Here is a 17,380-nt window from a genome sequence, read left to right as displayed (position 1 = left end):
CACCGGCTAGCCATGCTTTTCAGAGTATTAAGTATCAAAAATAGCAGTGTCCAGCCCCTTAAAAATGGAACGATGTCCATAGCGATCGACAATCAGCCGACGGTTAGAAGCCGCAATTTTTTGTTGCTCTACGCTGCTCTTTCCAAGCATGCCATTTATTCTCGCAGCTCCCGAAACCACATCAGAGACAATCCAGTCGGGTGTATAAACACGGTCTGCCGCCTCCCATGGCCAGACAACCGGGAAACATCCAGACAGGACACCATCCGCCAAAGCATAATGGAAACTCTCAGTGTCACTGGGTGACAAGATCACATCAATACCACTGTAAAACTGCGCAACATCATTCCCCCAATCCTCAAAATAGACATGCCCGTGCAAAAGGCCACCTTCTTCAAAACGGGGATATATATCGTGATATATTTCAAGCTCCTTGAGACGGTGACCGCTGTGCATATAGGCCAAGGTTTCAGGGCGAGGACCTTTCACAGACAAAGACGCCTGCACGCCCTGCTCCAGCAACAGCTCCAGCAGGTCCAGTGCCCGGTCAAACCGCTTGAGAGACGGAATAATGCCAACCATTCCCAACCGTACAACAGAGCAGTCGGTAAATTTCGGCTCTGGCAAAAATTCGGTATCCAGCACAAAATTCGGCAAAATAGTGGTTTTGCCGCGGTCTATGCCAAACAGCTCAACAGCCTTGTCGCGCACAAACTCCGTCACAAAAACAAAGCTATCCACACGCCCATGACCGAGCGCCCGGCCAAACCGCATTGCCGTTGGCCGCACCTCTTGCGCATGCATCCGCACCACCAGCTTTTTATCGTCGGGCACGTGATCCGCATACCACACCGCATTGGCCAGTCCCCATTCACAAAAAATGATGTCACTGGCCGCAAGAACACGCCGCGATACGTCCTCGTCCCCGATCGCACCCCATTCCCACGGATCCAGATAGCACGGCACGCCATCGGCTTTTAGCTGTGAATAATACGGATACAGGAATTTGAAATCATGGCCCGCAAACCCGACCGTTTTGGGGTTTAAAAACAGCTTGGGAGGGCGCAGGCTGTCGCTCAGACGCTCACTGATCCTCGGAATGGCGTGCCTGTTGTACAACACCTGTCTGAGGCCCTCGGAACACGCCACACGATCCGCCATCAACATGGCTTTGAAATCACCATAATTGCTCACAAAGAACGGATAATCAGCACCCAGAACTCTGGCATTGATCGGGCTGGGAAACGCGATGCAACGCTGGCCCGATATCACACCTTCAACCATTTTGGTCGACAGCTCCAAGGTATGCTCTTCGAAGGCCGCGGGCCGCCAGCACCATGCAAAATCCATTTGCGCCATCTCGGCAAGCGTTGTCTTACGGTCGAGCGCACCCAGACGCCTTGCACCGACGCGCGCCAGCGCCGCATCAATTTTGTGCTTGAATTCGGCATTTTCCGCTGCGGTCAGCGCTCCGCTTAGTTTATCGCCGATAATAACCAACTCTATATTAAGACCACCCGCTTGCGCCCGCGCCACCCATTCTGCCAGATCCAAGATGCCCCATTGCGGGGCAATTTTACCTGCATATCCGATCTTGATCGGACCTGTCGCCGGTACGTCTTTTACAAGGCGGGATCCGGCACCCTCAAGCAACCCTTCAGACACAGGCGGCGGCAATAGCTCAACCGGAACAGGCACGTTTGTCATACCGCGCAGGACAGCGGCAATTTCTTCCGTCTGGGCCAGGAATCCTGCTGATTGGCGGGCCAACATATCAACATTGCGCCGAGCACCCGGCCGCATTTCGATGCCTTTGTCTGTATGGCTGTAAATATCGGTCAGATAGATCAGAGCGCGCTTATAGAACTGCCGAGTTTCAAATACTTTTAAGGCTCCTGCCATGCCGCGCAACACCAGACGACGCAACCGCGGCAATGCATGGTCGAGACTGCGCAAATGCTCTACACAGATGCTCAGGGCCATCTGATCGCCAGCGTGGCCAAAATGTGCTGGTGTCAGGATCAGAACATTGGGATCTGATATCAACGGCTCGATCACAGTCGTCCGCTTGATCCGCGACTTAGAGAGCAAAATAACCTGCCCATCGCACGCCGCAATTTTTGCCATTGAGGCCAACCAGATTGCAGATCCGTCGACGGTATTGAGATCTATGTCAGCATAAATCAGAACATCGCAGCCTTCAAAACCGGCCTGCGCAATCTGGTCCAGATAGGACACAGGTGAATTGAACTCATCAGCCTCTAGTAGCGATATTTTCTGGGCGTACTCATTCAAAAAGGTGCGGTCAGCACTAGATTTTGACAGCACATCAAGGCGTTCCTTGATCAAGGTCGCGACCTTTGCAGATTTACTGTCAACTGCGCTGAGGGCAAAGCTCGTATTATAGAAACGGCTCCCGCCAGCAGGTAGCGCATACTCGATCAGTTCGCGTGCAGAAGCTTCTCTGTCGAGAGCAACCAAATTTTGCACTGCTGAGCAGATATTGACAGCCCTATCTTCAATGATACCCATCGTGGTTAATATTCTCGCTCAACAGATTTTCAAAATATAACAGCTCTACATCGTTGTTTCTAGTAGGCATGCCAATCGTGTTAAAGAGCCAACCCTAGAAATCAGATACAATTACGGTGGCGCAGCAGCGGCCTGCCAGATTGACCCTTGATGGACTGGCGTAAAACCCTTAGGTATCCGCTCTACTCGAATACGCAACAAAGCGCTCTGAAAACAGCCCACAGCCTGCACCGAGCGACCTAACCATACACCCGCTGGATACCAAACCACATGACCAACTCCGTGACGCGCACGACCTCTCAAACCAATGTGCAAAATTACGATTTTGACACACTGGCACCTGTTGCTCGACCTTCTTTGTTCTGGCGGCTGCGCCATCTCGCAGAGTCCAAATCGCTTGAATTCACTCCCTTTGTGTTCTGGCTTACCGAAACATTACGCCCACAAATTACAGTCACACTCGGCGTCGCAGATCCAGTCCCTCATTTTGCAGTATGTCAGGGGTACGACAAACTGAGTCTGGATGGCATGTGTTTTGGCCATGAACCTCTAAATGACGCAGGTCCAGCACCGGATCTCAGCAAAATTGAGACGCAGAACGCCATGGAGTATGGTGATTTTGCAATCCTTACATCTGGTCCTAATGAAGCTGTGACAGATGTTCTTGGTAATGCCGAGATTGATTTATTGATCATAAACGTCGCCCTCACCGATAGCCTTCGGACCACACTAGAACAGATCTGGATATCAAAAATGTCCGATCGGGGAGCCATTCTCTTTGTTGGAGGCGGCACCGGGATCACCGATTTTTCGCGCCAACTAACGCAAGGTGAAGGGTATTTTGTTCTTGATGCAACCAAGAGCGTCGTTATGGCGCTCTGCGGCAATAAGGCCCCGGAGCAGTTGAACCGCCTGTGTCAAATGAAGGTTGGCCAGCGCGGTTACAGCACTGTGCGCACTGTCTTCATGCGCATGGGCGAAATTGCACGCAGCACTCTCAACCTGCAAAATGCAATCGGTTCCCAGACCACCGAGCACACCCAAACCAGTGTTGCGACACAAACGGAACAGTTAGAAAAACTCCAAAACAAACTGGATGCGCGCTTTGAAGATATCACTCTTCTCGGAGCAAAATTGGCCCAGATGGAAACCGAAAAGAAAGAGCATGCACAAGAGGCCCAAAAGAAATTGGCAGAACTTGAAGAGCGATGCACAAAGCTGGTGAAAGAGCGGGATTCTTTGAAAAAAGAATGCGAACGCATCACGGAAAAAGCGAAAACCAACCTGCTTGGCGCCCAGCACCGATTAAAAACACTTCAAGACAAAAGTGACGCGAAGCTCAGCGCAGTGACAAAAGAGCGCGATAAATATAAAGCCCAGGAAAAGGCCGTCACAAGACGTCTCGAAGAGGCGTCTGCGACAAATGACACCGAACTTGCCATTATGGGCGAAGAAATTGGCGCGCTGCGCGCTCAGAACAGCAGCCTTCAGAGCCAGAACGAAGCCATAAGCACGCAGCGTCAGTCTGAGATTGCCGAGCTGGGGAACCTACTGCAACAAAAAGAGCAGGCATCAAATGAGCTTGCCCGCACACTCAATGTCACACAGGCGCATCAGAATTTGATCAACAAACTCAAACGCGCCCACGATAACCTGAACAAAGCACTGAGCAACCGTTTGGCCGTGCGTAGTTACAAAGCAGCGCGCACAAAACTACTCTCTGACAACGAACTCGTTGCTGCTTCCAATTTATTTGATGCCGAGTGGTACAAAGCAACCTACCCTGACATCGCAGATCAGGATCCATTGAGACACTTTGTGCAGAACGGTCTTTATGAGCTACGCAATCCCAGCCCCCATTTTGACAGCCTGAAATATCATTTGGCCAATCCGGATGTGACAGAAAACGGGGCACCGGCCCTTCTACACTATATCCAATTTGGCAAAGCTGAAGGGCGCGCAGCGCATCCTGTCGAATAAAGGTGCCAAAATGCAGGCGGCAATACCCCTGAAGTTTTCGGATTTTGACGCCGACTGGTATCTGCTCTCGAATGCGGATGTGCAGGCCTCAGGTATGCACCCCTGGGAGCATTACCGAACGATTGGCGGCAAAGAGGGCCGCCTTGGTGCCCCAGTGCAGGCTCTTAAACTCGATCACATGCTCTGGCGTGGCTTCTCGGAAATTGCTTTACCGGCACTCCATAACCTTATCGCCATAGGTCCCGCACATGAAACCGCCGTGGCCGGATGGGTTCTTGCGCGCTGGCTCTATGGTAGGTGCGCCCCAGAAGACGCCTATAATGCGATAGAGATATTTCACGATCACCCAGAGGGACAGCAGATCATCTCTCACCCTGGTCCAGCGCTGTTGGCTATTCACCTCAGCCTTATCACAGGCAGAGTCGAGCGCGCAGCATATCATTTGAAAAATGCGCGCGATCAGCACCCTGCTCATGCTGATCTTGATCTCGCCACACTATGCCTGGCACGTGCCAAAGGCGGCGATCATACAACGTTGGAAGCGCATTTAGCGGCTCTATACAAGGAAACTGCCCTGTCCACCGTTGCTCTATCGGATAGCAAGGAATCTCTGTTTGACCGCCTCACTTCACATGCCACGCCGCCCGCCCCCGACGGCCCCCTGATCAGCGTGATCATGCCCGTATTTAACGGTGCGGCGGGTATTGATCATGCTCTTGACGGGCTGTGCGCACAAAGCTGGAAAAACCTGGAAATCATCATCGTTGATGATGGCTCCACGGATGATACGGTAAAAATCGTCGTTAATAGAGCCGCATCAGACCCCCGCATCCGTGTCATCGAGACAGGTCAAAATCAGGGCGCCTACCCTGCCCGCAATGCCGGGATGGCGGCGGCCACGGGTGATTTCATAACCGTGCATGATGCCGATGACTGGTCCCACCCACAAAAGCTCGAGGCCCAGATCACCCCCCTGCTTGACGATGACAGCCTTATGGGCAGCCTGTCCCATTGGGTCCGTGTCTCCGAGGGTATCGATATGAGCGCGTGGCGCATTGATCACGGCTGGGTCCACCGCAATGTGTCCTCTCTCATGATCCGCAGTTCGGTGCGCGACACTTTGGGATATTGGGACCGCACCCGTGCCAACGCCGATACAGAATATTACTACCGCATCATGCGCGCATTCGGCCCTGCCAGCCTGCACGAAGTACATCCCGGGCTGCCGCTTGCTTTCGGCCGGACCAGTACCAGATCCCTCACAGGGCAAACCGCCACACATTTGCGCACCCAGTTTCACGGGCTGCGGCGCAATTATATGAATGCCGCATTCAACTGGCACCGGCAGGCTGCAACACCCGACGACCTGTACATGCCCGAAAAACCGGATCAGCGCCCGTTCCGCATCCCCGCCCAGATTGGCGTCGGGGACCTAGACGGTCCTGAAACAGCTTATGATATTCTGACGCGCAGCGATCTGTTTGATCCGCACTGGTACTGGCTGGCCCATGCGGATGTCTTGACAGCCGATATTGATCCCGTCCGGCACTATCTGGAGGGAGGTGCTGCCGAGGATCGCGATACAGGTCCGCATTTTGCTACCGGTGCCTACAAGATCGCACACAACCTCCCCGACGAAACTGTCCCCCTCCAACATTGGCACGAGACGGGGGCTGATGCTGGCCATGACCCTCTCCCTCGGTTCGACGGTGCCCTCAAGGACGCCCCGCCGGAGCAGCCGCGGGTCATGGTTTTTGGCCATGCCGCAGGGTCCACCCTGTTTGGCGCAGAACGCAGCCTGATTGATGTCATTACCCGTATGGTCAAGCGCGGTCTGGTACCTGTGGTTGTGCTGCCCTCCCTGCGCAACCGCGACTATCTCGCCCGCCTGCAGCCGATAACGGCCTATGTTCAGGTGCTGCCCCAATTGCCGTTCAACGGATGGCGTCTACCCGATCCCGAAACCGTGTCACGGGTGCGCGCGCTCATCCGTGGCATCGCCCCGCAACAAATCCATGTGAATACGCTGGTGCAAGATATCCCGCTTGTCGCCGCGCGGGCCGAAGGGGTCGAAAGCATTTTACACATCCGCGAGATGCCCCATGAGGATGCCGCACTCTGCCGCACCCTGTCCATCACACCAGAACGGCTGCGCACTCAAATACTGGAGCAGGCCGACCGCTTTGTCGTGAACTCTCCCATTTTGGCGCAATGGCTGGATGCGCCCGATCGCACTCAAATCCGCCCCAATTCAGTCAATACCGATCTATTCTATCTAGCTCACCATCCGGGAAACACCCTGAATGTGGCTCTCATAAGCAGTAATATCCTCAAAAAGGGCATTGCCGACTTCATAAAAATCGCCCATGAGGTCAAACAATCCGGACGGCCTATTCGCTTTTTGCTCATCGGGCCGCCAACCCGTGATCTGCACCTGCTGCGCCCCTGGCCCGACAACATCGAATTTCGCGGCTACAGCGCATCGCCCGTCGAGGCGATTGCGCAGGCCGACATCGTGTTAAGCCTATCGCATTTCACGGAATCATTTGGCCGCACCGTGATGGAGGCAATGGCCGCAGCCCGCGCTGTCATCACATATGACCGCGGCACACCTGCTGTATTGGTCAAATCGGGCGAAACCGGCTTTGTTGTGCCTGCAGATGATACAGGCAGTGTGGTCCGTGCCATCCTCGCCCTAGAGGCCTCACGAGGACAGATGATCGCCATGGGCCGCGCAGGCCAAAGGCGCGCACGTGAGTTACAACGGCTGGGCCAGACAGACACTTAAACATTGGGTGCGTCAGCATTATTAGAGGTGGTCGCGGAAATTCGGACCAGTTGTTAAGGTGGATTGGACCTGTCGCGTTTTAGTGCCGCCCCAAGTGCTCGTTTAAGCCACTTTCCTTTCGAAAGCGACGGGGCTTTTCCAGCCTAAGGCTGAATGCCTTCGGCGCGGATTGTAGAAGCCGTTTATGTAGTTGAAGATTGCCATCTCTGCTGCCCGTCGCGTTGGCCAAGGCTGGCGCCAGATCAGCTCAGCCTTGATTGTTTTGCAGAATGTCTCGGCAGCTGCGTTGAAGCTCCTGTATTCGTCAAGCGGTGATTTGAGTTGTTTTCGGCACACAGAGCTGGCTGTAGATTTCGCGGACGATGTAGCGTTTTAGGCATCTAATGATCTCGCTTTTGCTCTTCCCGTCTTTCGTGCGTTTCTTGACATAGGCTAGGGTTAGTTCGTGGCTTCGCATTCTGACGATGGCGACACGATAGAGTGCTGCGTTGGCCTGTCGATTACCGCCTCGGTTCAGCCGGAAACGGTGTGTTTTGCCACTCGATGCCGGAATTGGACAAACACCGCAGAGTTTTGCAAATGCTGCCTCTGAACGAATGCGGGTGGGATCGTCGCCAACGAGGATCAACATCTCAGCGATTGTCAGTGTCGCTATCCCATGCGACGCCATCAAATCTGGTGCGCGTTCGGTGACAAGGCGTTCCAGTTCCTTGATGTGTGCAAGAACAACCATGTCGGTCCGCTGCCTTTGGCTGGCCGGGCGGCTGCGAAACGCGCGCAGGCCACGTTCGCTGACCTGGCAAAGGCGGTTGGTCGGGAATTCGCAGCCATGCTCTTCCCCTCTCATCTAAACTTCGTTTCGACTGCCGGGCAATGGATGAACCGGAACCTCATGGTTTTTGGCTCGCGAAGAAGGCGTCGCCATTGTTGCTCGAACCAATGGCGCAATCAATGACGACCCTTTTCTAGAATATCCTTCTCCTCCTTGAAAATAAGGTTCTCCCGTCAAAGTCGCTCGTTTTCACGGGCGAGGTCCAGATCCTTGTCCGACACAACGTCGGTGTCACGATGCGCGGTCACCCACTGGTTCAGCGTCGAAAGCCCAACCCCTAAATCAGATGCAATCTATTTGCGTGTCAGCCCGCTGGTCAGTGCGGTCCGCACTGCATCAGCGCGAAACTCGTCCGTTCGTTTCGTTCCCATAGTTCGTCTCCTTTGCTGCAATAAATGCTATCAAAGGAGCGGCATCAAACCGTGACAGGTCCAACCTTGTCAGAGTATGCATTAAAGTATCAGACGTCTTCCCACGTCACCACAATGGTATCGAGGGCAACATTGTCGGTGTAATAGACAAATCCACCCCCCTTGGTGCGCGTGTCTACACCCACCCAATAGGGAGTAATAATGATATTGAGCGTGTCACCCCGATCTCAGAAAGGATATATGTGCTCAGCCCCCCCCCAAATGGTGGTCCCGTCCTCGAAAATAGAAGTGATGTCGATGGCTTAAAACCCGTCATCATCGCGAAACAAGGTATAGCTACCTTTTGGTAAAAAAAATTATTTATCAATGCTTTAAAAGGCATACAATATTCCTTTTTTCGCTAACTAGTCGTACATTTATACGCGGCACTCACAGACCGGTCAAAACCCAAATCATCATACCGTATTTTTATCGTCTTGTCTTCCCTGACCTTGTGCTTGCGGATCACAATTTCAGGGGCTGCACTGGATCTTACACCATTAGATCAAACACATCGCCACCGATTTGCAGGTTGATTTCGTCTTGGCCCATGCCGTCCACCAGTGCCCAGACAATCTGGCCCGTGGGGCGGAAGATGATGAACGCATCCGCCACATCCGCATCGCCTGCACCGGGAGTGAAGGCCTCGTTGATCTGGAACTGGGTGCGGGTCGCACTGACATTCCCCAGCACCAGCAGGTCCCCCTCGGCGCTGTTATAATCCTGTATCCAGTCCGCACCGTGGCTGGCGATCCCGAGGTGGAAGAAATCATCCGCGCCGGTCCCCCCGTTCATCCGGTCAAAGCCGAAACCGCCATTGATGAAATCATCGCCATCACCGCCGAACAGCTGGTCCCCCAGCGCCGCACCGCTCATGGTGTCATCGCCCGCGCCACCGATCAGCGTATCAGCACCAAACCCGCCGGCAAGCTGGTCGTTGCCCGCATCGCCGCGCAGCTCGTCGTTACCATAACCGCCATCGATAGTGTCATCGCCGTCGCCGCCAAAGACTACATCGCGCAGATCAGCGTCAGAAGCGCCGCCCGTGATCTCGTCATTGCCGTCGCCACCGATCAGTGTATCGGCCCCAACACCCCCGTCAACATAGTCGTGGTTATAGCCACCCTCCAAAAGGTCATTGCCCGCACCGCCATACATCTCGTCATTGCCATCGCCACCAAACAACTGGTCGTTTCCATTGTTGCCACTCAAGGTGTCATTGCTAAGACCGCCCTGAAGGATATCATTGCCGTTGCGCCCCCCCCAACCAGTCACGCGCATCAGTCCCTGTCAGCACATCATTGGCCGCTGCGCCGTTCTGCTTGGGCGTGGGCGCGCCAAACAAATCCAGTGTACTGCGGATAGTGAGCGAACCGCCAAAGATACGGGTGTCGAACCAGATTTCCTCAACGTCCTCCATCTCAACAACAGCATCAAAGCCATCATAAACGATCCGCCCCTGCGCGCCCGACAGCGCGCTCAGATCATAATAGTCGGTGATCAAAACCTTGTCAGAAGCCCCGGCGCCCCCGTTAATGAGGTGGGTGCCCGTGTCGGCAACAAACCTGTCATTCTCGCCACCACCCAACAAGATATTGCGTCCACCGTCTGCCAACAGGATGTCATTGCCCGCACCGCCGTCCAGCACATCATCCAGATGTGACCCCAGCAGGATATCATCCTCGTCTGTACCAGTAATTTGCATCGTGGCCGTATCCGCATCCCACACCGCCTCCAACGATTGCAATGGCGCTCCATACAGCAGCTCCATCGCCTCACGGTCGACTGTGCCAAGCTGCGTTTCGCTCCTCGTGCGGTTATAGGGCATAATAGTGTAGCCACTGTTGTCGTGACCCGGCTGAATGATCGGCTCCTCGTCAAACGGGTGGCTCAGGCCGAGCGCGTGACCAATCTCGTGCTGCAAAACGCGGTAGCCATCGACACCCGGTGCGATTGTTGAGGCCCGCCAAAAATAATCGTCGCGGTCCAGAAAAATGTCACCGCCAATGCCGTCGTGAAAGGTCACATACTCAGAGATGCCGTTGCGCGATTGACTGTAGGTTTCGGGATAATACGCAAAGCCAGCGATCGAAAATCCGTCGTCGGTGAACTGCCCTTCCATGTCAAGAAATCCAAAGGTGATATCGCCACCCGCATCCGCTGGCACCTCTACAAAGGTAATGCCCGATGTGGCGGCCCATGCATCAAGAGCCGTGCGCGCATGGACGGCATGCGCTGCCGAAAACCCGTCAAAACCGTTTTGCGCACCCGAAAAATTATCATAGGGAGCAGCCTGCGTGGGAAACGAATAGCTGACCACCACAGGTGTCCCGAGACTTACCTCGAAATTCCAGCGCTCTTCTGCCTCCCTCCCTGTGAGGGAATAGACATCATTGCTGGCAACCAGATCGCCGTTACGCTCGAAGAAATCCATGTAAAACCCCTTTTTTGGGCACCATAGCCTCTATGCATGCCACATTCGGCGCACCCAAGAACACCCACACAAGTGAAGGCATCTTATGAAAAATGATCGCGGCAGGGCAATAACAGCACGGTGTTTTTGTATGTATTCAAGGCGGTGTCACATCAACCCACCAGATCATAAAGCTGACCGTCAATTTGGATATTGATGCTGTCTTGTCCCATGCCGTCGACAAGCGCCCACATGATTTGGCCAGTGGGACGGTAGATAACAAATGCCTCTGATACGTCATCTGCGCCCGACCCTTCGGTCACAGCCTCGTTGATCTGGAACTGGGCGCCGGTCGCATCTTCATTCCCGAAGACCAGCACATCGCCTTGCGCGGCATCATAATCCTGTATCCAGTCAGACCCATGGTTGGCGATGCCGATGTGGAAAAACTCGTCTGCACCATTACCACCATTCACCAAATCAGAGCCAAAACCGCCATTTATGAAATCATCACCGCCAGAGCCGAACAGCAGATCCCCAAAAGCAGAACCGGTGAGCTGGTCGTCTCCTTCTCCGCCAATGACCGTATCGGCACCAAAACTGCCTGCAATGGTATCATTGCCGCCGTCGCCGCGCAGGGCGTCATTGCCGTACCCTCCCTCGATACTGTCATTGCCCGCACCACCAAAGATGACATCGCGCAAATCTTGCGCCGTCTCGCCGCCGTACAGCACATCCGCACCATCACCGCCATTGATCGTGTCCGCACCATCACCACCCATCACAGTGTCGTCCCCACCACCTGCCAGCAGCCTATCTATAAAATCACTCCCTGTGATGAGTTCGCTTGCATCGGTGCCAAGGGTCAAGGGCGCCTTTGTGTCCATCTCGCGGCCAAACCAGACGTGATAGGCACGGCCCCCAAAAAATCCGCCACCACTCCCGCTCAGCTCCACACCAACGCCGATCGCGTTCCAGTCGGTATCTGCCCAAATCCCCTGGTTCAGGATCACTTCGTTGTGCCCGGACGACGTTTGCCATCCGGCCAATGCATCCTCTATGCTGCGATATCCCGCTGCCGAAATCTCAAAGCCAAAGCCGGGGTAATCGGTGCCCAGTCTCTCGGGCGCTTCCCACATGATTTCAGGCGCGCGGTGATCACCATAATAGAATGCATCCGACCAACTGTGCAGGTTAGCGCCCTCTGGCAGGGTAACACCCTCGGCCCAGATATTCTCGGTTGTGTCCAGTGTATGGCGCCCTGCCACCAGCGTCAGATCAAATGACAGCGGGATTTCGGACAGTCCGTTTTCGGTACGGTAATCCATGATCATCTGGTACAACTGCAGCTCTTCCAGACTTAGCGTGTCCTGAGAGGTGGGAGCATAAATATCAACTGTCATAGTGCTATCCTGAATCAATGCTAAAAGAGACCTATCCACAGATATGTCCATATGTTCGGTCAAAGCGTATTAAGTCAAAAAGATTTACATTTGATGAGAAGGGGCAGTCTGCTAACAGGCAGGAACCCGCCAATATGCGGGGCCCAAAGCGGCGGTTTCACCCCAACAAATCGAAAGTATCCCCCCCGATGCGAAGATTGATCTGGTCCTGCTCCATCCCATCAATCAGCGCCCAGACGATCTGGCCTGTCGGGCGATAGATCACAAAGGCTTCGGCCACATCATCTGCGCCTGCGTTGGGGGTAAATGCCTCGTTGATCTGGAACTGCTCGCGCGTGGCATTGCGATTGCCGAACACCAGCACATCGCCCTCGGCCGATCCATAATCCTGAATGAAATCCGTTCCATGACCATCCACACCCAAGTGATAGAACACATCCGCGCCAGCACCCCCGTTGGTCTGATCAAACCCGAAACCGCCGTTGATGAAATCATCCCCGTCACCGCCGAACAATAGATCGCCAAAAGCAGACCCCGTCACAGTGTCATTGCCGGTTCCACCAATCATCGTATCGGCCCCAAAGCCGCCTGCAATCACGTCATTGCCCGCATCCCCGCGCAGCGCGTCGTTACCGTGCCCACCATCGATGATATCATCGCCCTCACCGCCAAAGATGTTGTCGCGCAGATCAGCGTCAGTGGCCCCACCGTACAGCACGTCATTGCCATTGCCGCCGATGATGACATCCGTACCGTCACCGCCATACAGCGTGTCCGCACCCTCCAGACCCGACAGGCGGTCGTTCCCTGTACCGCCCAGCAAGATATCTGCGTCCGCTGCACCTGTCAGGATATCGTTGCCGCCAAAACCGGCGATGAGTACGGGGCCGCTGCCATCAGCCGTGATGGTGTCAACCTCAGTGCTTCCCGTGTCGAAATACGCCATTTCACGACCGTTCACAAACAGTGCGGTGTCTTCCTGAAGCGTATCACCCTCCGCAAAGGGGCCTGTAAGGGTTAGAAATGTCTCACCCTGCGGGCCAGAAAGGACAATATCCTCCAATGAGATACCGTCTTCGTCGTAAAACTCACCAAAAGCCAAGATCGATGTCACAATGCCAAAGCTGGCCAATCCACCACCCAGACCCTCTTCAAAGCTGCCGTTGAACGTGACGTCCAAATCTTGCGGGATCGCAACATTCACAGCCTTTGCACCCAGATCAATGTCAAAGGCGACCTCACCACCATCAGACAACCGGAACGACGAGATGTCATAGCGGGCAATGATGGCCTCATACTCCGTCTGCTCATCTTCGGAGACGAATTCAAACTCATCCCCAAACTCGCCGACGGCATCCAGCAGGTCCAGCACATCCGCGAACACGGTTGGAAAGTTACCCTGCACCTCAAGCTGCCGGTCGCCAACCGTCGCGGTCAACATGCGTGACGTGAGGCCAAGGGTAAGGGTCTCCGATCCATCGCCGCGTATCTCAATGCTCTGCAATGTCCCCAGCGAGGTCCCGTTTGCCAAAGCCTCAGCAAAATCCTCGAACGAGGAGGTAGGCGCAAACCCGAACCCGCGAAATTCAACGGATGAATTACCCTGACCGCCAAAAATGCGCGTGCTGGTCACGGATGTTGTATCGGGCTCATCCAGATCAAACCCATTAAGGCCGCCAAAATCGTCCAATGTTAGCTCTTCAAAGGCGCCCAGCGGGTCAATCGACGCGCGATCCATAAAGTTAATGAACGCTTGGGTGATATCGATACGGGCCATGGGATGTCCTTGAACTAGGGAAAACAGGGGTGTGTACGAGACGTTTCATACGCTGGTTCTCGTCTGGGTTACAGAATCAATTATGCGTCAAAAAAGCCCCCGCAGGATCTCTCCTGCGGGGGCTTTAATTTTACAGTGTGCTGGTCAAGTGTCAGCCCATCAGGTCAAAGACATCACCCTGGACTTGCAGATTTATGCTGTCCTGGGCAGCGCCGTCTATCAGCGCCCACATGATCTGTTTGGTCGGGATGTAGATGACAAACGCTTCGTCTACGCCGTCGCTGCCCGCATTGGCTGTGTTGGCATAGTTGATCTGGAACTGGTCTGCAGTCGCACCTGCAATACCTGTCACCAGAACGTCACCCTCAGATGCGTCATAGTCCTGAATGAAGTCAGTACCGTGACCCTCAACACCAAGGTGGAAGAACTCATCCGCGCCGGAACCGCCATTTGTGCGGTCAAAGCCGAAGCCACCGTTGATGAAGTCGTTACCATCCGCACCAAAGAGCAAGTCACCAAAGCCCGAGCCGGTGATGCTATCATTGCCAGAACCGCCAAACACGGTATCTGCCCCAAAGCCACCCTCGACCAGATCGTCGCCCGCGTCACCGCGCACCTCGTCATTGCCGTAACCACCGCGAATAGTGTCATTACCCTCACCACCAAAGATGTTGTCGCGCAGATCCTGCTGGGTCGAGCCGCCGATCAACAGATCGTCGCCTGCCCCCCCCAGGATATTATCGGTACCGTTGTCGCCGCGCAGTGTGTCATCACCGGCGAGACCGATCAGCGTATCATTGCCGCCACCACCTGCGATCTCGTCAGCCAGCGCAGTCCCTGTGAAGGAGTTGGCGCCGGCATCGCCTACCAACGTGACACCTGTGTCGGGTGTTTCGTCTTCATCCGTGACATTGACGGTGAAGATCTGGCTGGAGGTCAGCCCCCCCGCATCGCGCGCCTCAACCGTGACGAACTGGGTCGCCGATTGCTCAAAGTCGAACGGCGCTGTGGTTTGCAGCGTTGTCCCGTTGAGCGTGAAACCGGCACTCGACGAAGCGCCAAGCGAGAAGGTGAGCGCGTCGCCATCAGGATCAGAAGCCCCGACGGTACCAACAATCGTACCGGGTGCTGCATTTTCGACCACAGTGTTGGACGTCAGCGTCACAGCAGTGGGTGCTTCGTTCACATCTGTTACAGTCAGGGTGAATGTCGCGTCTGTGGTTGTGTTGCTGGCGCCCGTTGCGCGCACCGTGATAGATTGCGTTGCACCGCCCATCGCATCAGCATCCAGCGTACCGGCCGTCTGCAACGTGGTGCCGTTCAGCGTGAACAGACCGTTTGCATTATCCACCAACGAGAACGTCACCGCACCGCCTTCTGGGTTGTTCGCTGCTACATTGCCGATCGTTGTGCCAATAGCGCTGGCTTCACTGACCGTGGCATTGGACAGGGTCGGTGCGTCAGGCGCTTCAACAACGTTGGTCACATTCACCGTGAACGTCTGGCTGGATGTCGCCCCACTCGGGTCTGCGGCCTGAACGGTCACACTATGGCTTTGCGCAGTCTCGAAATCGAGCGTGCCGGCTGTGACCAGCAAATTACCACTCAAAGAAAAGCGCCCGCCTGCATCATTGGTCAGCGTATAGGTCAGAGCATCGCCATCCACATCAACAGCCGCCAAAGTACCGATCGTGGTACCCGATGCGACATTTTCAGCGGTTGTATTGTTGCTCAACGTGGCCTGTTCAGGGGCGACATTGATGTCGATCACACCAACCGGCTGGGCAAAGCTGCCATTTGCGCCGACGCGGACGTCCTTGACCAGCGTGGTGCCCGCGGATGTGCCATCCGTGACCCATAGTTCTGCGCCCGACGTGCCGTCATCCGCACCGAAATACATCAGCCCATCCGCCACGATCAGATCAGAAGGTGTCGAACTTCCGCCTCCCGGGTTGAGATCCTTGAACAGAACCGTGCCGCCTGTGGTGCCATCCGTCTGCCACAGCTCGATCCCGTTGGAACCGTCAAAGGCAACGAAATAGCCCTTGTCCTTGAAGATCACAATGTCATCACCGGTGGCATTGCTTGCCGGGCCAAAATAGCTGTCAGAGAAGGCCCCGCCGGGGTTAATGTTGCGCACCAGCGTCGTGCCGGCACCTGACCCGTCCGTTTTCCACAGCTCGATACCGTTGATGCCATCATTAGCGAAAAAGATCAGCTCGCCATTCAGCTCGTGCATCGTGCCTGGGAATGAATCACCTCCGCCGCTGTTAATATCTTTTACAAGGCTTGTACCGCCTTCGGTACCATCCGTGCGCCACAGCTCGGTGCCGTTGCTGCCGTCATCAGCCGCGAAATACAACGTACCGTTCAGCTCCTGCATGCCGTAAGCACTGCTGCCCAAGGCGCCGGGATTGATATCACGTACCAGCGTCGTACCCGTCGAGGTGCCATCGGTTTTATACAGCTCGGTCCCAAACGTGCCTGTTCCATCATCAGCGGTAAAGAACAGCTCACCGTTGAGGATATTGTTCGGGGCCATCGCAGGATTTGAACTGCCGGAGCCTATGTTGAGGTCGAGGATCCGCTGTGTTCCCGCTTCGGTCCCGTCAGAGCGATACAGCTCGTTGCCCGAGGTTCCGTCATCTGCTGCGAAAATCAGCGTGCCGCCCAAATCCACAAGGACATCAGGGTTACTGTTGGAACTACCTGATCTCAGATCCCGCAACAATGACACAGGGCCATCTTCGGTCGTTGTATACAACTCAATGCCGGTGTCGCTGCCAAAAGCCGTAAAATACAGCGTTTCTCCGATGACGAGCGAGCTGGAGAATGAACTGCTAAACGGGTTGGAGCTGTTGGGCCCGAATTCGATATCGGCAAACAGCGATGTGCCCGCAACCGTGCCATCAGATTTGAACAGCTCAAAGCCTGCATTGGTATCGGTCGCCGCAAAGAAAAGTGAATCGCCCAGCGTCTTGCTATAGAAAGACGGGAAAGACCCGTTTGGACCTGCGAACAGATCAATCAGCGTGGCATCAGTGCCATCTGCATTGGTAATCCACGCTTCGGTGCCTGTGCCACCATCATCGGCCGCAAAAAGAAGTACAGAACTCATGTTTATTCCTCCAAAGAATTATTGAAAATATTAGTGCGTAAAAAAAACCGCTTAAAATACAAGCGCCGTAAAAAACGGAAAGCCTCGGACTCATGCTTAATTTTTTAAATTATAAAGACCAAAATTG

8 protein-coding genes and 1 pseudogene are annotated in these 17,380 nt (G+C 54.6%); 2 read left to right on the top strand and 7 right to left on the bottom strand.

The window, feature by feature from the left end; translation table 11 throughout:
• Positions 1–27: 27 nt before the first annotated feature.
• Positions 28–2,481 carry a glycosyltransferase family protein gene (locus Z948_RS0100245; RefSeq protein ID WP_156023562.1) on the bottom strand — a complete coding sequence of 818 codons (2,454 nt, stop codon included), beginning with the start codon at positions 2,479–2,481 and terminating at the stop codon, positions 28–30.
• A 321-nt stretch (positions 2,482–2,802) separates the two neighbouring features.
• Here Z948_RS0100245 and Z948_RS0100240 point away from each other — a divergent pair, with 321 nt between their 5' ends.
• Complete coding sequence (locus Z948_RS0100240; protein WP_025057578.1) at positions 2,803–4,512, top strand: coiled-coil domain-containing protein; 1,710 nt, start codon at positions 2,803–2,805, stop codon at positions 4,510–4,512.
• A 10-nt stretch (positions 4,513–4,522) separates the two neighbouring features.
• Complete coding sequence (locus Z948_RS0100235) at positions 4,523–7,300, top strand: glycosyltransferase (RefSeq protein WP_156026482.1); 2,778 nt, start codon at positions 4,523–4,525, stop codon at positions 7,298–7,300.
• A 102-nt stretch (positions 7,301–7,402) separates the two neighbouring features.
• Here Z948_RS0100235 and Z948_RS19130 read toward each other — a convergent pair.
• From Z948_RS19130 to Z948_RS18335, 6 genes and pseudogenes are all read right to left on the bottom strand, one after another.
• A pseudogene (locus tag Z948_RS19130) lies at positions 7,403–8,503 on the bottom strand (transposase).
• Between the two features lie 531 nt (positions 8,504–9,034).
• Entirely contained in the window at positions 9,035–9,817 is a 783-nt protein-coding gene (locus Z948_RS17655; protein ID WP_245604532.1) for a calcium-binding protein, read from the bottom strand.
• On the bottom strand, positions 9,786–10,976 hold the full coding sequence (locus tag Z948_RS17650) for a matrixin family metalloprotease (protein ID WP_037968732.1): 1,191 nt from the start codon (positions 10,974–10,976) through the stop codon (positions 9,786–9,788). Before Z948_RS17650 ends, Z948_RS17655 begins: the two co-directional genes overlap by 32 nt.
• 152 nt (positions 10,977–11,128) lie before the next feature.
• Positions 11,129–12,358, bottom strand: coding sequence for a hypothetical protein (locus tag Z948_RS18345; RefSeq protein WP_025057575.1), 1,230 nt, complete (start codon positions 12,356–12,358; stop codon positions 11,129–11,131).
• Between the two features lie 157 nt (positions 12,359–12,515).
• Positions 12,516–14,135, bottom strand: a complete 1,620-nt coding sequence (locus Z948_RS18340; protein WP_025057574.1) for a calcium-binding protein — start codon at positions 14,133–14,135, stop codon at positions 12,516–12,518.
• Positions 14,136–14,286: 151 nt separating this feature from the next.
• Entirely contained in the window at positions 14,287–17,253 is a 2,967-nt protein-coding gene (locus Z948_RS18335; RefSeq protein WP_025057573.1) for an ELWxxDGT repeat protein, read from the bottom strand.
• Between the last annotated feature and the right edge of the window lie 127 nt (positions 17,254–17,380).

It is taken from the genome of Sulfitobacter donghicola DSW-25 = KCTC 12864 = JCM 14565, from assembly GCF_000622405.1.
Classification (GTDB): domain Bacteria; phylum Pseudomonadota; class Alphaproteobacteria; order Rhodobacterales; family Rhodobacteraceae; genus Sulfitobacter; species Sulfitobacter donghicola.
Note: the sequence above shows the minus strand (reverse complement) of the source record. Positions and strands in the feature narration are given on the sequence as shown.